Origin of the sequence: Cyclobacterium sp. (assembly GCF_014762705.1) — a bacterium.
Lineage (GTDB): Bacteria > Bacteroidota > Bacteroidia > Cytophagales > Cyclobacteriaceae > Cyclobacterium.
Map to the genome: position 1 here is coordinate 79,003 of NZ_JABURL010000050.1, position 23,593 is coordinate 102,595.

The following is a 23,593-nucleotide window of genomic DNA, read 5'->3' on the forward strand; positions in this document are numbered from 1 at the left end:
GCGCTGGGAGGCTGATGACGAGCTTAAAGAACCTGGTAAATCCTACACTACGCATTTCAGACAGCATGATCCTGAGATTGGCAGGACCTGGAGCAGGGACCCCAAGAATCAGTATGCGTCTCCCTACGTCATGCCCCGAAATGCTGAGAAGAACTAATAAGCAAAAGCAGGTCCACCGTGGGCCAATCAACAAGCTTACCATCCTAACCTACCGAATCAAGCCCCGGAAGGGGCAAATAGAACGGATTAACATCCGTTCTTCCAGACAAAAGCCACTGAAACGATAATATCCGTTTTGCAAATAAATCCTACTATTCAAACCGCTTGTTCATCCCCGGCATCTCCCCATGACTGCTGATGGCAATCAGGCTGATCAAGGCAATAAATACCAATATGCCCAGTGCCATCAAGGTCCATTTTTGGGGATGGGCCTTTCTGTTTGTAAACAGGGGCATTGCTTTTGGGATCAGCACAAGAATAACAGCAAAATTGAGGATGTACAAAAACTGTTCGATCCGGTAAAAACTCAGAAAAGATCCCGTAATCAGGATGGTAAAGATGATGTATACGGCAAAATAGGTGATAAAAATACCATGTACTTCCCCAAAGCTCAGCTCCTGACTGAGCCTATTTTTTTTATTGGAAAGGAGGTAGATCCAGAAAATGGCTGGAATGAGAAAGGCCACGAAAGCCACTGACTGTGCCATGCTGATCCAAATGCCGGGTTCACTGACCAGTTTTCCTATGGTAGGTTCCAGGTCTTTCTCCACAAAGGATTGCTGCCAGACAATGAATGGAATCAGCAAAAGAAACCCTACCATAGGTATGGTCAGGTTACTGTAAGAGTACTGGGTTGTGGGTTTTTCTTGTGGCCAGGGAGAAGTATATGCTCCATAAGCCATGCCCAGCCCCCCAAAGAAACCCAGTGAATACTCCATCACATTCCACATGTTAAAGGGTACCTGGGCTACATTGCCCAATACCTGCAGGAAATTGCCAAAAGCAAAGCCAAAGCCGCCACCAAGTCCCGCAAAGACGGCTACCCGCATAGCACTGTATTGTTTATTTCTGGCCAGGTAATACATCATGGCGATCCCGATGCCCGCACAGACTCCCCAAGCTTCTGATCTGGGTGGAGTCATGGCAATACCCAATTGTTCAATGATAAAATAGTAGAAAATGACTCCCCCGGTGGTCATTTCAATGATGACCTGATGCCATTTCACTTTTTTATCCGGATGATCAGCCAGGACCAGACCAAAAAGCCCGCCTCCAATTAAGCCGTAAAGGCCTCCAATAACAAACAACATGGACAACCCATAATACACATTGACAAAGTCCACTCCTCTACCATAGCCTACTACTGCTCCATAACTCATCATGCCACCCAGACCCCAACCCACAGCCCCTGCAAAAGCTGCTTTCATGGCTTTATTGTACCAGCTTTTGTTTCTGGAGAGTACGATGATACAAAGGCTGCCGATTCCTCCTGCCCAGGCTGCTCCTTGTTCATGTCCAAACTGCCCCCTGATGGCCCATGCCGTGCCTAAAGCCATTCCTACAATTACCATGGATAGCATGGTGTTTTTACTCAAGTGTCTCATATGTTTAATATACCGGATACGACTTATTTGTACCATTTGGAAGTACATGTTTTATTGGAGCAGAACAAAAAAGTGGGAGCAAATTTTTTATTTACCAGCCAGGTATCTTTTGCGGTATTCGATTGGATTGCAGCCTTTTATTTGTTTGAACTGCCGCGCAATATTTTTGCTGTCATTTAAGCCCAAATCCAAGGCGATCTCAAAAACAGTTTGGTCTGTTTCCAGAAGCTTTTGTGTGAATTTTTCTATCCGTAAATTAAAAATATACTTGTAGATAGGGTAGCCTGTGATTTGGTGGAAACGTTTTTCCAGACTCCTTCTGGAAAGGGGAACCTGCTTTACCACTTCATCTACCTGCAGGTTTTTCTCTATGTTTTTGTGGATGTATTTTAGCGTGGAGGCGATATGATCATCATTGGTGGCATAGATATCAGTGGATTGGCGGGTAATGATCTGTGTGGGCTTAACATGAATGTCATAAAACTGGTCAGCACCATTTTGGATCATGTGCTCCATTAATCTGGCCGTATCGTAACCGCCTTTTTCTATATCAAGCCCTATACTGGACAAGGGGGGGTCTGACAATTCACAAAGCATTTCATCATTGTCCACTCCTAAAACGGCGACCTCTTCAGGTATGCGGATTTTGTTTTGCTTACAGGCTTCTGTGATATGCAGGCCCTGGTTGTCATCACAAGTCATCAAGGCAATGGGCTTTGGAAGGGAAATCAGCCATTTGCTCAGGGAGTTGCTCTTGTAATACCAGAGATCGGTAGAACGTGATTTCCGGTGTTCAAAATAATGCACTTTGGACCCAACAGAGTTGATTTTCTTTTCAAATCCTTCAGCCCTTTCCCTGGACCAAACAATGTCATTGAACCCATAAAAAGCAAAATTTTTGAATCCTTTTCTTAAAAAGTACTCAGCACCCATCTCTCCTGCTTCGTGATAGGATCCGGTAATATTGGGGAGTTCAGAAAAACGTTCTTTAAAATCCTGAGCAATAACCGGAATTTTGGAATCAAGGATCAGCTTTAGGTCCATATCATTATACAACTGTCCGATAATACCGTGGGCCCCCCAATCCTTTGCCCAATCTAAAATACCCTTTATGCCGATGGTCTCCCGGTAATACAGGGGCATGCGGCAGTAGGTCCATGGGCCGTTTTCTGTTGAATACTTGGAAATTCCCTTGAGTAAACTTTTACTATATTCTTCTGCAAAATCCAGTAGTAAAATGATTTTATACATGTTTTACCTGAAGATATCTTTGAAGTTTTTAGTGGCATTGCTTACCAGAGGTTTGGCCCATATGCCAATACTCAGGATATAACCTAAAGTGATCAAAAGAAAAAGCATGGCCAATTTAAGCCCGATCAATTCGGCAATGCCGCCTACAATCAGAGGCACCAGAGCTCCACCTGCAATGCCCGTACATAGGATCCCGGAAAAGGTACCATGATGATGGGGAACGGAATTCAGGGCCAGGGAAAATATAATGGACCACATGACGGAGGCAAAGAAACCTGTCAGTGGGAAAGCCACCAAAGCCCAGGATACCGGACCGAAAAGTGCTGTAAGCAAGGCCAGGATGGCACCCGCGGTAAAGCCTATCAATACTGTTCGGCTATCCATAAATTTCAATAGCAGCAATCCCAACAGACAACCGATGGTCAGTAATCCCCAAAAATAAGAAATGACCGTTGCGCCGGTTGTAGAAGGATCCACTCCATGGTAACTTTGTAAAAATTTGGAAATCCAGTTGGCGATTCCCTGCTCTGTACCTACATAACAAAAAATCCCCAGAAAATACAGGATGACAATCCTGTTGGACAACAAGTCTTTAAATGCTACCCCTATATCGATTTTTTCATCCTCCTTGAGCTCTACCTTTGGAAATTTAGCGATATAAACAACGATGATCATGATAAAGGCAATAACTGCAAATACCCAGTAAAGGGATACCCATTTGAGGTTTTCCGGTACCATTTCATTTAAAAATGTAAATAATACAGAAATGTCATCGGTATGCATGTTTGTAACCAGGTAACTGTACAACATGGGGCTCAAAAAAGAAGCCGCACCAAAAGCCAATTGGCCCAACACTGAATTAAAGGCAAAATGTTCTTCTCCACCTGCGGTTCTGAGCAGGGGATTAATGACTACTTGCAAAATGGCCATACCTATTCCTATAATAAATAGAGAAGTAAGGGCTATGGCAAACCCGGGAATCAATGCAAACAAAATGGCCCCTAAAAAAGCCAGCGTAAATGCCAAAACCAGCATTTTTTTTTCCTTGTACTTTTCTACTAAAATCCCTGAGGGAATAGACATAACCGCATAGGCAACAAAAAAGGAAAAAGGTAAAAATCCGGCCAAACCAATACTCAGAGTAAAACTATCAATGATATCAGGAATAATGGGACCAAGAATATTTGTCAAAAAGGAAATGACAAAAAATATCAATAAAATCAGTGCTACGATGAGTTTGTTTTGATTCATGTGTTTATAATTGTTTTTATTGGTCCCACCTGACTGCCATCAGTCAGGTAGAATCTCGCATATGACAAAATTATCTCTCTGAGTTCGTTTGCGTCATGCTCGATTTCATATCCCGTTAATTGTTGAAGATGAAGTTAATGATAAAAAACTCAAACCTATACATTCAGTGCTATTGGTTTTTAATTTTGCTGGAAACATGGTTAAAACCGAAATAAAATTCAATGGCTTCACCTGTTGGATGGTGCCAGCTTATTTCTGTACCACCCCATTGGCATGCTCCAGAGACAAATCTACCAGGGCAGCGGCTCCCAAAAGCGCAATATCTTCATTTTCAGTAAGGTGAATTTTTAATTTCTTTATGGACTCCGGGTAAATAAAATCCTTGAAGCTTTCACGCATGCTAGCTTCAAAATAGGGATAGGCATTGGCTACTGAACCCCCAATCACGATGGCCTGGGGATCATAGGTGTACATGACCGCCTGAACTGCAGCCCCGAAATGTTGGCCGAAGGTTTTCCATTGCTCCAGTGCCACCTTTTCTCCTTTTTTAGCGGATGTAAAAGCATCTAAAGCTGTCGTTTGGTAAAAAGCATTGAAAAAATTTCCACTGGCATAATATTCAATATTGTGGTCTTTATAGGGAAGAAGTCCTATTTCGCCCGCACCGCAATTGATACCCGCATAAAGTTTATTCCAAATGATCACTCCCGATCCCAAACCTGTTCCTATGGACATCCCCACCATGCAGCTGTAGTTTTTCCCTAAACCGAACTTATGTTCACCAATGGTAAAACAGTTGACATCGTTGTTGACAAATACAGGCAGGTTAAATTCTTTTTCCAGGATATCCTTGAGTGCTACTTTTTTCCAGGAAGGTATGTTGGTGACATTGTAAACAATTCCCTTTTCCACATCTACAACCGAAGGTACACCGATGCCAATGCCATCTACTTTATGGATAGTGAGTGGTTTGATAAATTGAATCACCTGATCCAAAGTAGAACGAAGATCGTCTTTTTCTTGTAAGAGGGCTTTGGTTTTGTGGATAATTTTCCCATCTTTCTCAATGCCGACCTGGATTTTTGTACCTCCTAAATCTATTCCTATGTTCATTGCGCTAATTCAGGTGAGTTTTATAAAAAATGAAACAACAAATATATCTTAATTTAAATATTATACAAATGAATTGGTAGCCTACCTGCCTTCCATGCTTTTATCGAACTGTTTGAAAATCAGGAATAAAAGGTTCTGTAAGGTGTCCGTTTTCAGCAGTTATACTTTGAATTAGGGGTTTGTACTATTGGCCGGGTATGTTTTTTTTAATAGTACAAATGTGAAAAATAGCGTATTGTTGATAACAGATCATGTTATATTTATGCGATAGGATATGTTTCACTTTTTTTGGATTTAATGTATTCGGTCCACATCTTAATTTTGAATTTCAATTACAGTAGAAAATAGACAGTTATGAAAAGACGGGAATTCTTTAATAAGGGACTTTTGGCCTCTATGGGTCTGGGAGCTCTGGGTACCCAATTGGGTTATGCCAAACCCAATGTGCACAGTAAAGCCAAAACGGCAAAAAATATTATTTTTTTAGTAAGTGATGGAATGAGTACCGGCACCTTAAACATGGCCGACCTGCTATTGAGACAAAAGGAAGGTAAATGGAGTCGTTGGATGGGCTATTACCAAAGTAGCTTTGCCAAAAGGAGCTTAATGGATACTGCCTCTTCCAATTCCATGGTGACGGATTCCGCTGCCGCCGGAAGTTCCTGGGGTGGTGGTATGCGGGTACCCAACGGATCCCTTAATGTGGGCCCAAACGGGGAATTGCCGGTTCCGATATTGCAAAAATTCAAAAGTGCGGGTAAATCAGTGGGCTGCGTAACCTCTGTACCCATTACCCATGCTACTCCGGCTTCTTTTTGTGTGAATGAAAAAAGCAGGAGTGCCATGCCTGAAATAGCGGTAAAATACCTGGATCTGGAATTCGATGTGATGATGGGTGGAGGCAAGGCGCTCTTTGATAGTGAATACAGAGAGGATAAAAGGGACCTTTTGGGCGATTTTCGAAAAGCAGGATTTTCCCTGGCGCAAAACAGAGAAGAAATGCGCAACTTGAATGGACAAAGTCCGGTGCTGGGGCTGTTTAGTGAAGGAGGTATGCCTTATGCCATCGATAGGGAGAATGATCCTGAATTGAAAAAATCCACTCCTTCTCTGGCTGAGATGTCCGCTAAGGCCATTGATTTGCTGAGTCAAAACCCGAATGGTTTTGCCATGCAAATTGAAGGAGGAAAGGTGGATTGGGCAGCACATGCCAATGATGCCCCTGCACTCCTGTATGATCAGTTGGATTTTGATGCAGCGGTAGGTATTGCCCTGGATTTTGCCTCCAGGGATGGTGAGACGCTCGTCATCATGACCACCGATCATGGCAATGCCAACCCGGGGCTTTTTTCCAGCAATAAATTTTCCAAACTTTACACCGCTACCCGCTCCAACGAATGGATTCTGAAACAACTATCCGGAGACAATACCCCAGCCCAGGTTGCTGACCTGATCGAAGCCTACCAGGGCCTCCAACTTAAAACTGAGGAAGCCGAGGCCATAGTGAAGAAATACCAGGGTCCGGATGGGGATGGCATGTACGGATCAGGGGAGGTGCCCAATCACTTACTCGCCAGTATCCAAGCCAACCATACAGGAATTGGCTGGTCAGGCACCGGCCATTCCAGTGATTATGTGGAGTTGGCCATGTATGGCCCGGGAAGCGAAAACCTACCTGCATTTATAGAGAATTACAAATTGCATAACTTAATGTTGGAAGCTGCGCAGGTACCTTCTCTTTCGTATGCCATTTAGCTTTAAGCTGATCCATTATTCTCTATGTTGTTGTTATAGGCTTTAAGCTAAACCAGGAACAGGCCTGTTAAATATAAAGGCCTTTGTCATTGGTTTGTGCTGAAGGCAAACAGCAATTTATGGTAGACAAATGGTTTGAACATTTAGGAAGGAAAAGAGATTTGTTGGGCCAATAGGCATTAAAGTGAAATCTTTACGGGTTTACCTGACTTCGGTATAAAAAACAAGAATTGGGCAGGAATGTATACTGTCAGATATGGCATTAATTTGATGATATTTATGAAAAAGAAAAGCAATTATTGGCTGTTGGCTACAGTACTTATGGTATTGGTTCAGTCTTGCAAACAAGAAAAAACAGCAGATTCAAATCCTGAAATCATGGAAGAACCGGCAGAAATAGCCATCGAGACGGTTGAATACGATCATGTTTTTGAAGATGACCGGCCTTTTCCCCAATGCCATGCTTCTACCATTGTAGGCTTGGGAGATGGGACCTATTTGATGGCCTGGTTTGCAGGTTCTCATGAGAAAAACGATGATGTGGGGATTTGGACATCAAAAGGAAGTCCGGGAAATTGGTCAGCGCCAAAATTATTGGTAAAAGTAAGGAATGACCCCCACTGGAATCCGGTGCTATTCGATGCCCCGGACGGAAAAGTATATCTGTATTTTAAGGTAGGAAAGGAAATTGACTATTGGGAGACCTGGGTACAGCATACCGAGGATGGTGGTGATACATGGTCAGTGGCAGAAGAATTGGTCCCCGGTGATAAAGGTGGTCGGGGTCCGGTAAGAAATCACATGTTGGTTTTATCCAATGGTACCTGGCTTGCCCCGGCTTCAGATGAGAAAGATAAGGTATGGACAGTTTTTATAGACCGCTCGGAAGATGGAGGAAAAAGCTGGGAAGCGACTGATAAATTGGAAATGGACCGGGATGTGATCAAAGGAGAGGGTGTAATCCAACCTGCGCTCTGGGAATCAAAACCAGGCCATGTTCACATGCTCATGAGAAGCAGTTCCGGAAAGATCTGCCGGTCGGATTCAGAGGATTATGGCAAAACCTGGTCTGCCGTAAGTGAAACGTCCCTTCCCAATAACAACAGTGGCATCGATGTGGCCCATTTGGGTGGGGAGAAATTGGCAGTCATATACAATCCTGTATCAGAAAACTGGGGAGACAGGTTTCCCATCAGGGTAGCTGTTTCCACAGACAATGGACATAGCTGGACTTCTAAATTTGATATAGAAAAAGGAGAAAGAGAGTCTGATGAGTTGTCCTATCCGGCCATGTTTTATGAGGATGGTCACCTGGTGGCCTGCTATACCTGGAACAGGGAAAGGGTAGCGTTTTGGAAAGGTAAAATCGAAGGTATTTAATAAAATGAGAAATGGATATTAAAACCAATATGATGATCGGCTGTTTTATCCTGCTTGTGCTGGAATCAGCCATTGCCCAAAAGGCGGCTACCTATGCTGAGATGCTTGGCTATCCCACAGGGGTAAAAGTGGTGATTTTTCACGTGGATGATGCAGGGATGTCCTATGAATCCAATGAAGGTACCATCAAATCCATAGAAAACGGCGTTGCCACTTCCTGTAGTATCATGATGTCCTGTCCATGGGCTGCCAGTTTTGTCCGGCATGCCATGCAGGAGCCCATGGATGCGGGCATTCACCTGACACTTACATCTGAATGGAAAGACTATCGCTGGCATCCTGTTTCCGGGAAAAAAGCAGTGCCTGGACTGGTGGATGCCGAAGGAGCCTTGTGGCCATCTGTAAGGGAAGTGGTACAACATGCCAGTCCCGATGAGGTGGAAATGGAAATACGCGCCCAAATAGACCGGGCCCTGGAAATGGGCCTGAAGCCGACCCATTTGGACAGCCATATGGGGACATTGTTTTACCATCCCCCTTTTCTTGAAAGATACATCAAGGTCGGGGTGGATTATGGTATTCCAGTCATGTTTCCGGGCGGAAACAATAAACTTTTGAAAATTTCCATGAGGGACAACCTGATCAAGCAATTGAAAAAAGATGGGAAATTCAGGGAAGGAATGGAGTTGCCCGGCAATGAAATGTTGGAAAATGCTACTGAAATCGGCCAGCAGATCTGGAAATCAGGACTGCCTGTATTGGACGATTTACACAGTGTGAGTGGGAATTGGAAACCTGAAGGAAACCCGGATGATAAAGCATGGGGAGAATACAAGGTAGCACAATTTAAATCCGTTCTCAGAGAAATGGAGCCCGGGCTGGCCATGGTCATTGTTCACAGTAATGGAGACCGTAAAACTTTTGACAGGATCAGCTCCTCGGATGGGTCCAGGTATGCAGATATGTTGGCCATGACACATCCGGAGTTGAAGAAATTTATCGCCGAGGAAGGTATCCTGCTGACCACCTGGCAGGAAGTGATGGAAAGAAGAAAGAATATCAAATGAGAAAATCAATATCAACCCTGTTATTACTATTGGCATGTGTGACAGCATTTGGTCAATACATTCCCAGGGAAAAAGTCATTGTATCTGAGAGCCTCATTTTTCCCCTGCAGAAAAATCATGTACATGGCAGCAGCATCGTAGCCCTTCCCAATGGCGACTTGCTGGCCGCCTGGTTTGAAGGCTCCGGCGAACGCACAGCCGATGATGTCCGGATTATGGGAGCAAGATTGAGGAGGAAAGAGAGCCAATGGGGAGCCACTTTTTTGTTGGCAGATACCCCGGGCATTCCCGATTGCAATCCGGTACTGTTTATCAACCAGGAAGGAAAGCTTTTTTTGGTCTGGATAGCTGTACAGGCAAACCGGTGGGAGCAGTCAATACTCAGGTTACGGACCAGTACCGCCTACGATAATGCAGGTGCACCCATTTGGGGATGGCAGGATAATATCCTCCTGAAACCCGGTGAGGAATTTCATGAGGAGGTGGTAAGGAAATTCGGGGAATTGCCTGAAAATACCTCTGGTTGGTCAGAATATGCACCTACCTATGATGAAATGATTCTGGAGGCAAGCAAGGATAGCAAGAAAACAAGTATCGGATGGATGACGCGTATCAAGCCATTGGTTTTGCAGTCGGGGAGATTGCTATTGCCACTTTATTCTGATGGATTTAATTTCTCCATGGTGGGCATTTCGGATGATGATGGAGAAACCTGGACTTCTAGTCTTCCAATAGTAGGCAGAGGCCCCATTCAGCCTGCACTTGCACAAAGAAAGGATGGGGAAATCATGGCACTGATGCGGGATAGTGGAGATGCTCCAAACAGGCTGCAAAGGAGCTTTTCAACCGATGAGGGAGTAAGCTGGTCTGCAGCTGAAAAATCAACCATTCCCAATACCGCCAGTGTGGAATTATTGGTTTTGGATAATGGGCTCTGGGTGTTTTTAGGTAATGATGTGGATGATGGCAGGTACAAGTTGTCCATGTATATTTCAGATGATGAAGGCAGAACCTGGAGAGGAAAAATTTATCTGGAGGATGAAAAAAAGGATGTTGGAGGATTTTCTTACCCTTCCCTGATTCAGGATGTAGATGGAATAATTCACGCTACCTATTCCTATCACCTCAATAATGGGGACAAGGCAATTAAATATGTTAAAATTGATCCAAATAATTTTTTTTAGGAATAGTCCTTCTACATGGTAGGACTGTATTACAGGTGAGTAGATTGATTGCCTTAACAGGGTAAAATTGATTTGACTTTAGTAGTTAGGTTAGGTAAGTTTTGTCCGCTCCTGTCCATTGGGCAGGGCGGACAAATTTATTTTTAATGGGATACGAACAGGGTAAACCCACAACCTGATGCTGATTGCTTGGGGTTCTTCCCCATTTTAGTTTAATGATTCACATGCTATTCTATGCTGAGAAAGGCTGGCCTTGTCGCAGCATTAATTATTATTATCACCAATTAAATTATCCTTTTACCAATGAAGCATTCACATTTTAAATCCCTGGTACTACTGGGATTGATATTAGGTATTGTCAGGCTACAAGCCCAAAACTTGCCGGCTTACAGTGAGAAAGTACATTTGGATCATTCTTTTGTCCAGGAATTCAGCGTCAAGTATTTGGTTGGCGATGAGGAAAAGGGTTTTAAGAAGGCCTTTGCCGATAGAAATGGTACCGTTCAGGTTTTGTCAGAAAATGGCTTGTTAAGAACGCATGCCGGAGCATTTCTATATCCCGGCAAATTGATTGACGACAGGACCTACCTGCCCATGAAAGATAAAGCCATCAAGAATATAACATTAGTAGACGAGCAGTTTGTTTATTTGGATGACAAGGCCGTGTTCAGCAATGCCTGGGCAGGTAGCCTTTATTTGCCCCATCAACTTCCGGAAGCCAGGCTTTTCGCCCAGGGAGATGGTTTCAATTTTTTGGTATCCGATGGTAAGCAGCTTCATTTGATAGGAGATGAAGGACTGATTTGGAAAGGTAGCGTGGACGGATCGGCTTTATTGGATATGAAATACGATAGTTCGAGGAAAGTATTTTATTTGTTATCCTCAGAATCCGTACGGATCTATAATGTGGATAAGAAAAGTGTTGAAACGCTTACCAATGGAAATGGATTTACCTGTTTCGAGCTGCGCAGTGGAAAGGAACTTTTGGCTATTGGTACCCAGGATGGCTTTTTCGAATGGGATCTCACCGAAGGCCGGGTTGTGGGAGAAAAGAACAAAGCTTTGCCCTGGCCGGAATTAACAGAGATAACTGAGATCAACGGAATGCTATGGTTTGGTTCCCAAATGGGAGCTTTTATGCTCAGGGAAGACGGCAAATTCAATTACTATTTCGGAAAAAGATGGCTTCCTGGTGAAAAAGTGATTCATATCAGCCAGAAGAATGAAAATGAAGTGCTTTTAATGACCGATCAGGGATTAGGGAAATTGGTTTTTGACACCTTCACATTGGCAGAGAAGGCTGCCTATTACGATCAGCAAGTACGGGAAAGGCATATCCGGCATGGCTTTAATGCCAGTCTGGTTGGAATGGAAGAAGGAAATGTAAATTCAGGCAGACTTGGCGATTCCGACAATGATGGCCTTTGGACTTCCATGTACCTTGGCGGAGAAGCCTTTCGCTATGCAGTGACGGGCTCAGCTGCGGCCTTACAAAATGTAAGGGAATCTCTGGATGCCATGGAAAGGCTCTATACCATAAATCCCGTAGCCGGATTTCCTTCCAGGTCTTTTGAGAGAAGCGGATACATAGAGCGCCTTTCTGATCCGGAGCGCTGGCAGCATGCAACTGACCCTGAGTGGGACTGGAAAGCAACGACCAGTAGCGACGAGGCCATTGGGCATGTTTTTGTATTTGGTGTCATCGCTGAATTGGTGGAGGATGAGGCCATTCGGACCAAGGCCGTCCGCCTTTTGGATGAACTCATGGAACACATTGTAAAAAATGACTGGTATTTGATCGATTATGATGGCCAACCCACTACCTGGGGCAGGTGGAATCCGGAATACGTTAACGGATTTCCCACCATGGTAGGAGACCGGAAACTGAATTCCTCCAATATCGTGGCCATGCTGCAGACGGCCTACCATTTTACCGGGAAGGAATTGTACAAGCAAAAAGCCTTTGATTTAATGGAAAATCACGGATATTTGGAAAACCTGATGCGTCCTATGGAAGGAATTGGTAAAGCTCAGGAAGGAAGTGACGAGTGGGCCGCCATGCTTTCGGAGTCCTGGAATCATTCTGATGACGAGATGTACTTTTTGGGCTATTGGGGGCTGTACCGGTATGCCTTTAATGAAGAGCTGAAAGAAAAATACAAGGTAGCGATCATGGATCACTGGGAGGCAGAGAGACCCGAAAAAGAGGGACTTTGGAATATCTTTTCGGCCATGGTTTCACCAGAAAATTTTGATTTGGAGGAAGCCATTTGGTACTTGCAGGAATACCCGCTCGATCTGATCAACTGGACGGTAAAAAACAGCCACAGAAAAGACATTGAACTGATGGAAGAAAATTTCAGGCGGCAAAGTACCCGGGAGGTACTTCCTCCGGATGAATTGCAGATCCGAAGGCACAATGCCAATCGTTTTGGGCTGGATGGAGGAAGAAACGGTACCCAGGAAAATAGTGCGGGAGATATTTGGTTGCTGCCCTATTGGATGGGAAGGTACCTGGATGTAATCTCCTCACCGGTAAATGAATAAATCAATCGTATGGTGAGCTTATTGAGCAAAATCAAAGCTGAAAAATTGGTTTTTGGTACCTTTATCACTTCTCCTAATCCATTATGGCCAAATGCCCTGCAAAGGGCTGGCCTTGATTTTGTCTTTATTGATACGGAACATATCCCCATTGCCCGAAATGAGCTTGCTCATATTTGTCAAAAGCACAAGGGAAGGGGAATTACTCCTGTGATGAAGGCGCTTCTGCCGGATACTCCATTTGATAAAAACATCATTTAAAAAGTTAAAATTTATTTCCCCATGACCAGAATCACAGAGCAGGATTCCTTGTACAGGCACCTGGAAAAAATGTCAATTGCAGAACTGACGGCCCATATCAACAATGAGGACAAAAAGGTAGCCCTAGCCATAGAAAAGGTGCTTCCGGAAATTAATTTATTGATCGGCAGCATCGTAAAGCAGTTGGAAGCAGGCGGCAGGTTGTTTTATCTCGGTGCGGGAAGTGGGGGCAGGCTTTCTGTTTTAGATGCTATTGAACTGCCCACTACCTATGGTATTCCGGAGGGAATAGTGAATGTCATCCTTGCCGGAGGTGTGGAGCACCTGATAGAAGCCAGGGAAGAAGAAGAAGATGACAGGGAGGCAGGATGGCTGGCCCTGCAAAGCCATGACATATCCGCCAAAGACTTTGTATTGGGGATTTCGGCAAGTGGGACTACCCCTTTTGTATTGGCCTCACTTAAGGCCTGCAGGGAAAATGGTATACCCACCGGTTGTATTGTTAGTAATCCGGAATCTGCCATAGCTTCTCAGGCGGACTTCCCTGTGGAGGTAATCACTGGTCCTGAGTTTGTGACAGGAAGTACACGTATGAAATCCGGGACTGCCCAGAAAATGATTTTTGATATGATTTCCACCACGGCCATGATCAGATTGGGAAGGGTAGAGGATAATAAAATGGTCAATGTACTGCTGATCAACGATAAAATCATCGATCGCAGCGTGAAAATGTTGATGGGAAGGTCCGGAATAACCGATTATGAAAAAGCAAAAGCCTTGCTTACCGAGAAGGGCTCTGTGAAAAAGGCTTTAGATCATTTGGGGAAATAAAAAAGGGTTCCGGAAAAGCTCCGGAACCCTTTTTTGTTTTTATATCCTGCCGATCAGGCGATCACTTTTTCGGCCAAAACAATTATTTTATTATCGTTTACTTCCACCACTCCCCCTTCCACTACCAGGGATTTTCGCCCATTCGAAGTGGTATAGGATACTGCTCCTTTATCCAAAGCAGATATGATGGATGCATGGTTTTTCAATACTTGAAAGGAACCGTTTGCTCCGGGGAAGGTAGCTTCTGAGACTTCTCCTTCAAATACTTTTTTATCCGGCGTAATAATTTCTAAGTGCATGATTTTTATTTATGGTGAGCAAATGAATGCCCTTCAAAACAACCCTTTGCTTATTTCACTTCTGCCAGCATTTTTTCTCCCTTGGCGATGGCATCTTCAATGCTTCCTACCAGGTTAAAAGCAGCTTCAGGCAAATGGTCCAGTTCACCATCCATGATCATGTTAAAGCCTTTGATAGTATCTTTGATGTCCACCAAAACCCCTTTCAGACCGGTAAATTGTTCTGCCACGTGAAAGGGCTGTGACAAGAATCGCTGTACCCTTCTGGCACGGTGTACCACCATTTTATCTTCTTCTGAAAGCTCTTCCATACCCAGAATGGCGATAATGTCCTGCAATTCCTTGTAGCGCTGCAACAGCTCTTTGATTTTGGTCGCACAATTGTAATGCTCTTCACCAACAACACCTGGCTCCAGAATCCTGGAAGTAGACTCAAGAGGGTCTACCGCAGGGTAAATACCCAATTCGGCAATTTTTCGTGAAAGTACCGTTTGTGCATCCAGGTGGGCAAAAGTAGTAGCCGGAGCAGGATCTGTCAAGTCATCCGCAGGTACGTATACGGCCTGTACAGAAGTAATGGATCCGTTTTTTGTTGACGTTATTCTTTCCTGCATGGCACCCATTTCGGTAGCCAGAGTTGGTTGGTAACCTACAGCTGAAGGCATCCTTCCCAATAGAGCGGATACTTCCGAACCTGCCTGTGTAAAACGGAAAATATTATCAATGAAGAAAAGGATGTCTTTTCCGGCACCTTCTCCTTCTCCATCCCGGTAGTATTCTGCCAGGGTCAAACCTGTCAGGGCAACCCTTGCACGTGCTCCCGGAGGCTCATTCATCTGTCCGAAAACAAAGGTAGCTTTGGAGTCCTGAAGTTGATCCAGTTTTACTTTGGACAAGTCCCAGCCTCCTTCTTCTTCAAGTGATTTTACGAAATCATCTCCGTAGGTTACAATTCCGGATTCAATCATTTCCCGCAACAGGTCGTTTCCTTCACGGGTACGTTCGCCTACTCCGGCAAAAACTGAAAGGCCTGAGTATGCTTTAGCTATATTGTTGATCAATTCCTGGATCAGTACGGTTTTACCTACACCAGCACCTCCGAAAAGGCCGATTTTTCCACCTTTTGCATAAGGTTCGATCAAGTCGATTACCTTTATTCCTGTATAAAGAACCTCTGCAGAGGTAGATAAATCTTCGAACTTCGGTGCGGATCGGTGAATGGGTAGCCGTTTGGTATGGTCGGGTTGAGGTAATCCATCAATGGCTTCTCCTACCACATTAAATAACCTTCCTTTGATGCTATCTCCTATTGGTACAGAGATGGGGGCACCAAGATCTGTTACCTCCATTCCTCTCACCATACCTTCCGAAGAATCCATAGCGATGGTTCGTACCCGATCTTCGCCCAAGTGTTGTTGTACCTCGAGAATTACCGTTTGGCCGTTTTCTTTTGTGATTTCAAGTGCATCAAGGATATTTGGTAGTTTACTTCCCTCAAAGGAAACATCCACAACAGGACCAATTACCTGAGTTATCTTACCAGTATTCGCCATTGTTATATTTTAAGATGAATAGGAACAATACTTTTAATTCGAGTGCAAAATTAGTTAATATTGCTGAATACCAAAGGATGTTTTAAAAATTAATACACTTTGTCCGATTTTTTTATATTACTAGCTTTTTAATGATAAAAAAGGATGCAATTCCGGCATTTCAATAGATTCGAACTAAAAAATCCTCCTGGCCCGTACCCACCTTTTCGACCAGTATTTAGACTGAATATGGTCTTCTGTTACTCCTAAAGAGGTGGAGGCATGAATAAAATATGTTCTGCCAGGCCTTTTCTCGGTAATGATGCCGGCATGGGTTACCCTCCTTCGCCTTCTTCCCGTTGCGAAGAATACCACATCTCCCTTTTTAAGCTTTCTTTTGGAAACCCTTTTTCCTATTCGGCTTTGATCTGCAGAAACCCTGGGTAGGGTAATTCCCACACTTCTAAATGATAAGTAGACCAGTGCCGAACAATCCATGCCTGTTCTGCTGCTTCCCCCGTAGCGGTATGGAGTGCCCTGAAATGATTTTGCGGTATCTATTACCTGTTGTACGTTTTGCTGCCGGATTTTACGGGCAGAGGAACAGGAGCCAAGCAGCAACATTGATAGCCCAAATATCATGATCAGGAACCTGACTTTCATTATACTGTTAATATCCATGTGGGGATTGAGATTTGATTGCCCGTAAAAAGCATAAAACTAACATGCAAAACGCAATCTTGCAAAAGCTGCAGGGTAAGGTTAAATTACTTTGAATTCGGGATGCAATTTTTACAATAATTATTTACTTTTATTTCCGCTTAGTCGTTTACCTAAAGAAGATAGCCCCATCAAACTGGAAGTTCGATTCACCAGGAAGCCCAATAGATTTGATATGAGCAAAGAGGATTTTAGAAAGCTTACACTTCATAAGAAAGTTCAAAAGTTATATACTGAGGGTACATTTGTAGTTGCCATTCGTTATTATGCCTATAAAGTAAACCTTTATCTCTTAGGAAAAGAGTATGTTGAGGTTTTTTACAATCACAAATACGACAGGATAGACAAAATTGAATTTTTAAACCAAAGGCATTCCAGAATGAAATTCTACCTTGATCAAATCAGCCTGGCAGAAATCTGATTGTCTTTTTAGGGGGTTCCTGACTGCAGGGCTTTATGGATTTGAAGCACCTGAGGGATTACCAATCTGCTGTTGTCATTGTATAAAATAAAATCAGCAAGTTCGTTTTTTTTGGGGTCATCCCATTGTTTTTCCATGATCTGTACGATTTGAGTTTCGGGCCTGTGGGGGTCTCTTTGTTTAATCCGCTCCATTCTCAATTGCTTTGGCGCGGTGACATGGATGGTGAATTCCAATTCTTTAAATGATCCTGTCTCAAACAAAAGGGCGGCTTCCTTTAATACGTATTTTGAATTTTGTTTGCCTGCCCATTCCCTGAAATCTGCTTGAACTACAGGATGAACAAGGGAATTTATTTTTTTGGTGAGGATGGGGTCTGCAAAAACCTTGTCTGCCAGGAACTTTCTGTTCAGGCTTCCGTCCTGAAAATAGGATTGCGCTCCAAATACTGAACTAATTTCTGATTTAAGCCCTTTTTGATGGGCCATAAGCCACCTTGCCTTTTCGTCGGCATTGTATACCGGTACGTCCAGCAGGGTAAAAATTTTGGTCACCAAGGTTTTTCCCGCACCAATGCCCCCACTGATTCCTACCAAAACCGGTTTGGGTTTATTCATAGGTCAACTTGAAACTTTCAGGTTCAAAGGAAACGTCCCGGATGTAGTCAGGTGCGGTATTTAAGGATACTGAAATGGTGCTGTCTTCCCGGTTTCTGTTGTTATAATTTAGCGTTGCAGCAAGTTCCAGGTTTTGAAAATCCTCCAGACGGCTTTCTTTGACATAAAGATTCACCCTCACCTCAGTGATCTCACTATTGATATCAACATTATTTGGAAAATAGAGTTTATTGATTTCCAATTGAAGGGTATTTTCAAGGAATTCTTCCACCTTGAAGGATATCTGAGCTGTTTCTTCATCAAGGGAAAGGTACCTGCTCAATTCCCTATCCAATTCCAGAGGAAGCAGCCTGGAAAAATCATCTTCAATATTTCGTTCACCCAAAGGGACCCTGAGTATGCCCTCTAATTGTTCGATTATGGAAATGGGTCCTGTTACCATGACCGTTTTTGGTTCTATCTCAATAGCTGAGGCAAAGGCATGGTTTTCAGCAAGTATGTTTTCAGTTGTGTCAGCTACCAACTGAATTCGTTTAGATACTATTTTATCAATCTGATAAAACAAGGTATCCGGTGCAATATCTACCAGGTTTGTGGTGCCAACATGTTCTGAAAGCTGGCTTTCAATATCGGATGTAAGCAAATAGGGTTGTCTGGATGGTTCCTCAAGTCTGATTTCAAATTCGGTTACTCCAATCTTAAAGTGTCTCTTTAGCAGGTCCCATCCATTGCCGTTTATAGAAATCCTGACTTCCCTGGGAACCCCAGCAACAGCCATGTATTCTTCCTTATCATAGTCAATGACTACGGGTTGGGTTACTGTTGTCGTGTAGTTGTCTTTGTTTAATGCATTCAAAAGCCAAAAAGTGGAAGCCGTGAAAACACATAGGACTACCACTTTCAGGTTTGATGTTTTTTCAGGTTTTAGCTTCCTGAAATATTTACCTAATGTACTCAATTGTACAGGGAATTATTTGCCATTATTTAACTTTTTAGAGTAATCCAGCGATAGGGCAGATTTTTCTACTTTCAATTTAATGCCTTTATCCAATTCTATCTGCACGATGTCACCTTCCACAGAAAAAACTTTTCCATGGATTCCTCCTACCGTTACAACATGATCTCCTTTTTTAATTTCAGAGATAAACTTGGTGGTTTCTTTTTGTTTTTTTTGTTGGGGCCTGATCATGAAAAAGTACATGATCAGAATGATACTGCCGAACAGAAATACCTGACCCATGATGCCAGATCCGGCACCATCTAATTGAAGCAATATTTGGTTGTACATTTTTATCTTTTAACGGGGCCCGCAGCAGGTTGTGATGCTGAAGCCGAATTTCTGTTTACTGTTCCTTTAAGTCTTAAACGGGTTACGTTCGGTGAGGTATTGGCCTGAATTGTTACTGTTGGACTTTGAACACCTGATTTCCCTGTTGAGTTGAAAGCTACTTTAACAAAACCTTCTTCTCCTGGCTTGATAGGGGTTTTGGTCCATTCGGGAGTGGTACAGCCACAGGAAGCCTGAATATTGGAAATTACCAGGGGAGCCTGACCTGAGTTTTCAAAGGTAAAAAGATGCTCGATTACCTTGCCCTCCTGTATGGTACCGAAATCAAATACCTCTTCCTCAAAGGTAAAAGCTGCAATGGAGGAGGGGTCAGCTGGTGTTACATTTTGTGTATTGCTGGGTGTTACTACCTGATTTTGCTCCAGCTGAGATATTTTTTGCTCTAAAGCCTCAATCCGGTCATCCTTTTCGCTCTGGCTACAAGCTGCAGTAAACAATAGGGAAGCCCCCAAAAGCCAAACTGGAATTTTTGAATAATTCATAAATGAATACTTTAATTGTTATTGTTTTCTTTATTGATTTGATCAATTAGCTTATTCACATCATTAAGCAGGTTTTCTGCTTTTGATTTGGCCTCAGTGATCACTTTGTCCCCTTCGGATTTGGCCAGGTTATCGGGCAGACTTTTCCCTTCTACAAGATCATCGATAAGATCTTCCAATTCATTTCGGTACTTACCCAGCCGGTAAGATAATTTATCTCTGGTGTTGTTACCTGAATCCGGTGCATAAAGCACCCCCAGAACAGCCCCAATACCTGCTCCCAAGGCAAAAACGAATATTGAATTTGTTTTTTTACTCATTATTTGTGTCATTTATTATCAATAAGTCCTCTACCACTTTTACGGATTTTTCCGCTATCGGTTAATTCTTTCGACAAAGTATCTAATATTCCGTTCACAAACTGCTTGCTTTTGGGCGTACTGTATGTTTTGGATATATCTATGTACTCGTTTATAGTTACCTTGGTCGGAATACTTGGAAAATTTACCATTTCCGTCAGTGCCATAATAAGTATCACCCTGTCCGTTAAGGCTATCCTTTCCACATCCCAATTTTTCGCCTTTTCAGCGATCAAGGTGCTGAAATCCTGGTCTGATGTAATGGTCAAGTTAAATATATTTTGGAAGAATTCCTTGTCCTCTTCCCAGTTAAGTGCCAGCTCCGGAAGTATTTCATCCGAACTTTCTTCATTGCCTGTAAGATTCTTTAGCACTTTCGATGCCAAACTTCTGACAATTGGTTTGTTTTCGGACCAATTCAAATCCCTGTCCTGAAAAAAACTGAGCGGTGCTTCACTTTTGAACAAGACTTTTTTCAAAATGGATTGAAGCACCTCCTTGTCTTGCTCAAAAGTAGGGTTTTCTGTATGCATGTATTTTTGGTAATCCTCCTGAGGCTTTACCAATTCCCGGTACCATTCTTTGATTTCCTGTTCCAAATCTTCTAAATCAACCTGAAACCTAAGGCATTCCCGCTTAAAGGAGTGGTTTGCTGCAATGATTTCCAGGACTTTGTTGTTTCCCAGGTTATAAACCGAAGGAGGTTGGATGATTGGCTGATCTTCCAAAATCCTTTTTTTAGCTTTTTCCTTCCTGACATGGGTTCCGAAACCCAACAGCATGCTGATGGCAAACAAGTATAGCCCCGGAATATTCTCCACAGCAGTCAACATGTTATTCTTCAAAAATTCCCTGTCTTTTTGATTGTATTTGTGGTAAAGATCTATGGCTTTGATTGCAGTATGTCTTATTTTCTCGCTGTTCTCATTTGCAGCAATTAATTCGTCCTTATCAAGGTTTTTTAAAAAAAGGGTGACACATCTCTCGGCCTCTTTCTTTAATTGACCCCGGTCCTGAATTTCCATGGTGTTGAGGTCAGGCATAAAAGATTCTTTAATAAAATCTTGTGCCAGATTAGCGTTGGAATACTTACACTGCTGATAAGCATAAAGTGTCTGAAATGCTTTTACTCTTAAGATTCTCCTGTTTAACATTAACTAAAATTAAAGAACGTGATGAAATCAACGTTGTCAGTTGCATTCAACGTAAATTCGCTTATCATACTGAAAATTCCTGCAAATTAATAAATGTACCCGCAAAGGGCAAATAAATAATTGTTCAGGCCTTTAAAATTTTTATTTAACAATTCCCGAACAGTATTCACATGGCCAAAGGGCTGTATCTTTCAACAGCCAAATGATAGGTGACCTCATGTGGGCTTACCTTTTTTTTGTAACCGAATTCCGGACGCGACGTCTCAGTTCTGCCGTCGCTGGGGATTTTTCAAATCCATTATTAGCACGTAGATTTCGGTCATTCCCATTTTTTCTCCTGTTTTGATACCTGCCATTGAACTTTGGCATTTAGAAAACGTTATATTTGAATTCAGGTTGTTTTAAAACCCTGCAAAATTAATTACATTTCATTCATTCAAACACCGCAAAGTAACATATCTTGTAAAAGATATTGTTAATCCTAAAGATTTTTATTTTGTGAAGCCCCTCTGGAGATTAAATAAATATCTGTATAAATATAAGCTATATCTTTTTTTAGGAATAGTTTTCACTTTTATTTCCAACATTTTTGTCATTATTCCGGCCCAACTGGTTCGAATTGCCATTGATTATGTGGTGGAAAGTTTCAGCTATTATCAGGTATTTGAGGAAGGTGGTTTGGTAAAAGAGCTCTCAAGAAGTTTTTTTCTGAAATACATTTTGATATTTGGCTTGCTGATCCTGGGAATGGCCTTAATGCGTGGTCTTTTTCTTTTCCTTATCCGGCAGACCATTATTGCCATGTCCAGGCTAATAGAATACGACATCAAAAATGAAATTTTCAGGCATTACCAAAGCTTGCCCTTAAGTTTTTTCAGGCAAAACAGCACTGGTGACCTTATGGCCAGGATTACCGAAGATGTTTCCAAGGTGAGAATGTACCTCGGTCCAGCCCTGATGTACGGCATCAACCTGGTTATTTTATTTCCAATGGTGATAGGTTATATGCTTACCGTGAACGTCCCGCTTACCCTTTATTCCCTATTGCCACTCCCCGTTTTGTCCTTGAGTATTTACGTGGTAAACAACATGATCAATGAAAGGTCGGAAAAAATACAAAGGAGCCTTTCAGGCTTAAGTACTTTTGTACAAGAAGCCTTTTCAGGCATCCGGGTGATCAAATCTTTTGTAAGAGAGGAAGACAGTGCCAGGAAATTTGAAAATGCCAGCGAAGATTACAAAGAAAAATCCATTTCCCTTACCAGGGTTCAATCCCTTTTTTTTCCATTGATACTGGCATTGATTGGCCTGAGTACCATCATAACAGTTTATGTTGGCGGAATTCAGGTAATTGAAGGAGCCATAGGTTATGGTGTCATTGCGGAATTTATTTTATATGTGAATATGCTCACCTGGCCGGTGACCTCTCTGGGTTGGGTAACCAGCATCGTGCAAAGAGCAGCCGCTTCTCAGGCCAGAATCAATGAGTTTATGGATCAGAAGAACGATATACTCAGTTCAGAAAATTTATGTCTGGACATTAAAGGTGATATTGAAGTAGAAAACCTCTCTTTTGTCTATCCTGATTCAGGCATCAAAGCCCTGGATAAAGTAAGCTTCAAAATTTCTGCTGGCCAGTCTCTTGCAATTATTGGTACCACAGGTTCGGGAAAATCTACGGTGGCCAATCTGCTCATGCGCATGTATGACGCTACTGAAGGCAAACTTTTGATTGATGGTCATGACATACGCGCTTTTGATATTGCCAACCTAAGAGAACAGATTGGCTATGTGCCGCAGGATGTTTTCCTTTTTAGTGATACCATTACCAATAATATTGGGTTTGGCCTTGGCAAGGAACTGGATAGGGAAAGCATTGAGCAGGCAGCAAAAGATGCGGATGTTTACCAAAACATCATCGAGTTTCCAAATGGCTTTGATACCCGCCTTGGAGAAAGGGGGATTACCTTATCAGGAGGGCAGAAACAAAGGGTTTCCATTGCCAGGGCGGTGGCCAAATCCCCAAGAATATTGCTTTTGGATGATTGCCTTTCCGCTGTAGACACCAAAACGGAAAATGCCATATTGAATGCATTGGAAAAAATCATGAAAGGCAGGACTTCCATTATCATTTCTCATCGGGTTTCTTCTGCCAAGCTGGCAGACCAGATCATTGTTTTGGATGATGGAAGGGTAGTGGAAAAGGGAAATCATGAGGAATTGATGCAAGCCAAAGGGACCTACGCAGAACTTTATGAGAAGCAAACCCAGCAGGCAGGAGAGGTGGAGTGAATTATTTAGCAGGGATTACCTATTGCCATCTCCTTCCGTATCAAATTGGGCAGCACAGATTTCGCAGATTGACACAGAAAGTATTGGTTAAATTAGTAATAAATTGCCAAAAACCCCTTTCCTGGGTA

The 23,593-nt window shown here is 42.8% G+C and carries 22 protein-coding genes; 9 read left to right on the forward strand and 13 right to left on the reverse strand.

The window, feature by feature from the left end; genetic code table 11:
• Nucleotides 1–311 precede the first annotated feature (311 nt).
• The 4 genes from HUJ21_RS09585 to HUJ21_RS09600 form a co-directional block, all read right to left on the reverse strand.
• A complete protein-coding gene (locus HUJ21_RS09585) occupies nucleotides 312–1,604 on the reverse strand; it encodes a hypothetical protein (RefSeq protein WP_291369160.1) in 1,293 nt (430 codons plus the stop codon).
• Between the two features lie 87 nt (nucleotides 1,605–1,691).
• Nucleotides 1,692–2,855 (reverse strand): DNA-binding transcriptional regulator, encoded by a 1,164-nt coding sequence (locus HUJ21_RS09590; RefSeq protein WP_166150114.1) that lies wholly within the window; start codon nucleotides 2,853–2,855, stop codon nucleotides 1,692–1,694.
• Between the two features lie 3 nt (nucleotides 2,856–2,858).
• Nucleotides 2,859–4,106, reverse strand: coding sequence for an MFS transporter (locus HUJ21_RS09595; RefSeq protein WP_291369163.1), 1,248 nt, complete (start codon nucleotides 4,104–4,106; stop codon nucleotides 2,859–2,861).
• Nucleotides 4,107–4,355: 249 nt separating this feature from the next.
• Nucleotides 4,356–5,219, reverse strand: a complete 864-nt coding sequence (locus HUJ21_RS09600; protein ID WP_291369165.1) for an ROK family protein — start codon at nucleotides 5,217–5,219, stop codon at nucleotides 4,356–4,358.
• Between the two features lie 354 nt (nucleotides 5,220–5,573).
• On the opposite strand from HUJ21_RS09600, the gene HUJ21_RS09605 reads away from it, so the two are divergent.
• From HUJ21_RS09605 to HUJ21_RS09635, 7 genes are all read left to right on the forward strand, one after another.
• Complete coding sequence (locus tag HUJ21_RS09605; RefSeq protein ID WP_291369167.1) at nucleotides 5,574–6,974, forward strand: alkaline phosphatase; 1,401 nt, start codon at nucleotides 5,574–5,576, stop codon at nucleotides 6,972–6,974.
• Between the two features lie 279 nt (nucleotides 6,975–7,253).
• The gene (locus HUJ21_RS09610; protein ID WP_291369169.1) at nucleotides 7,254–8,354 is read left to right on the forward strand and encodes a sialidase family protein; all 1,101 of its coding nucleotides are present in this window, start codon (nucleotides 7,254–7,256) and stop codon (nucleotides 8,352–8,354) included.
• 11 nt (nucleotides 8,355–8,365) lie between these two features.
• Nucleotides 8,366–9,421, forward strand: coding sequence for a polysaccharide deacetylase family protein (locus tag HUJ21_RS09615; protein ID WP_291369171.1), 1,056 nt, complete (start codon nucleotides 8,366–8,368; stop codon nucleotides 9,419–9,421).
• Nucleotides 9,418–10,605 (forward strand): sialidase family protein, encoded by a 1,188-nt coding sequence (locus tag HUJ21_RS09620; RefSeq protein WP_291369173.1) that lies wholly within the window; start codon nucleotides 9,418–9,420, stop codon nucleotides 10,603–10,605. Before HUJ21_RS09615 ends, HUJ21_RS09620 begins: the two co-directional genes overlap by 4 nt.
• A 303-nt stretch (nucleotides 10,606–10,908) precedes the next feature.
• A complete protein-coding gene (locus HUJ21_RS09625; RefSeq protein ID WP_291369175.1) occupies nucleotides 10,909–13,152 on the forward strand; it encodes a hypothetical protein in 2,244 nt (747 codons plus the stop codon).
• 9 nt (nucleotides 13,153–13,161) lie between these two features.
• The gene (locus HUJ21_RS09630) at nucleotides 13,162–13,410 is read left to right on the forward strand and encodes a hypothetical protein (protein ID WP_291369177.1); all 249 of its coding nucleotides are present in this window, start codon (nucleotides 13,162–13,164) and stop codon (nucleotides 13,408–13,410) included.
• Between the two features lie 21 nt (nucleotides 13,411–13,431).
• On the forward strand, nucleotides 13,432–14,241 hold the full coding sequence (locus HUJ21_RS09635) for an N-acetylmuramic acid 6-phosphate etherase (RefSeq protein WP_291369179.1): 810 nt from the start codon (nucleotides 13,432–13,434) through the stop codon (nucleotides 14,239–14,241).
• Nucleotides 14,242–14,294: 53 nt separating this feature from the next.
• Here the strand turns inward: HUJ21_RS09635 and atpC are convergent, their stop codons facing one another.
• The 3 genes from atpC to HUJ21_RS09650 form a co-directional block, all read right to left on the reverse strand.
• Complete coding sequence (atpC, locus tag HUJ21_RS09640) at nucleotides 14,295–14,540, reverse strand: ATP synthase F1 subunit epsilon (protein WP_187357740.1); 246 nt, start codon at nucleotides 14,538–14,540, stop codon at nucleotides 14,295–14,297.
• A 50-nt stretch (nucleotides 14,541–14,590) separates the two neighbouring features.
• The gene (atpD, locus tag HUJ21_RS09645) at nucleotides 14,591–16,093 is read right to left on the reverse strand and encodes a F0F1 ATP synthase subunit beta (RefSeq protein ID WP_291369182.1); all 1,503 of its coding nucleotides are present in this window, start codon (nucleotides 16,091–16,093) and stop codon (nucleotides 14,591–14,593) included.
• Nucleotides 16,094–16,267: 174 nt separating this feature from the next.
• On the reverse strand, nucleotides 16,268–16,753 hold the full coding sequence (locus HUJ21_RS09650; protein WP_291369185.1) for a C40 family peptidase: 486 nt from the start codon (nucleotides 16,751–16,753) through the stop codon (nucleotides 16,268–16,270).
• 214 nt (nucleotides 16,754–16,967) lie between these two features.
• On the opposite strand from HUJ21_RS09650, the gene HUJ21_RS09655 reads away from it, so the two are divergent.
• Nucleotides 16,968–17,213, forward strand: coding sequence for a hypothetical protein (locus tag HUJ21_RS09655; RefSeq protein ID WP_291369187.1), 246 nt, complete (start codon nucleotides 16,968–16,970; stop codon nucleotides 17,211–17,213).
• 8 nt (nucleotides 17,214–17,221) lie between these two features.
• On the opposite strand, the gene coaE is transcribed toward HUJ21_RS09655, so the two are convergent.
• From coaE to nusB, 6 genes are read right to left on the reverse strand one after another with little or no spacing between them, the layout of a single operon-like run.
• Nucleotides 17,222–17,830 (reverse strand): dephospho-CoA kinase, encoded by a 609-nt coding sequence (gene coaE, locus HUJ21_RS09660; protein ID WP_291369189.1) that lies wholly within the window; start codon nucleotides 17,828–17,830, stop codon nucleotides 17,222–17,224.
• The gene (locus tag HUJ21_RS09665) at nucleotides 17,823–18,788 is read right to left on the reverse strand and encodes a YbbR-like domain-containing protein (protein WP_291369191.1); all 966 of its coding nucleotides are present in this window, start codon (nucleotides 18,786–18,788) and stop codon (nucleotides 17,823–17,825) included. The genes coaE and HUJ21_RS09665 overlap by 8 nt, the downstream gene beginning before the upstream one ends.
• 12 nt (nucleotides 18,789–18,800) lie before the next feature.
• Nucleotides 18,801–19,118 carry a preprotein translocase subunit YajC gene (yajC, locus tag HUJ21_RS09670; protein ID WP_291369193.1) on the reverse strand — a complete coding sequence of 106 codons (318 nt, stop codon included), beginning with the start codon at nucleotides 19,116–19,118 and terminating at the stop codon, nucleotides 18,801–18,803.
• A 2-nt stretch (nucleotides 19,119–19,120) separates the two neighbouring features.
• Nucleotides 19,121–19,660, reverse strand: a complete 540-nt coding sequence (locus HUJ21_RS09675; protein WP_291369195.1) for a DUF1573 domain-containing protein — start codon at nucleotides 19,658–19,660, stop codon at nucleotides 19,121–19,123.
• Between the two features lie 11 nt (nucleotides 19,661–19,671).
• Nucleotides 19,672–19,980, reverse strand: coding sequence for a YtxH domain-containing protein (locus HUJ21_RS09680; protein ID WP_166150062.1), 309 nt, complete (start codon nucleotides 19,978–19,980; stop codon nucleotides 19,672–19,674).
• Nucleotides 19,981–19,988: 8 nt separating this feature from the next.
• Entirely contained in the window at nucleotides 19,989–21,173 is a 1,185-nt protein-coding gene (nusB, locus tag HUJ21_RS09685) for a transcription antitermination factor NusB (protein ID WP_291369198.1), read from the reverse strand.
• A gap of 498 nt (nucleotides 21,174–21,671) precedes the next feature.
• On the opposite strand from nusB, the gene HUJ21_RS09690 reads away from it, so the two are divergent.
• Entirely contained in the window at nucleotides 21,672–23,465 is a 1,794-nt protein-coding gene (locus HUJ21_RS09690) for an ABC transporter ATP-binding protein (protein ID WP_291369199.1), read from the forward strand.
• Nucleotides 23,466–23,593 lie beyond the last annotated feature (128 nt).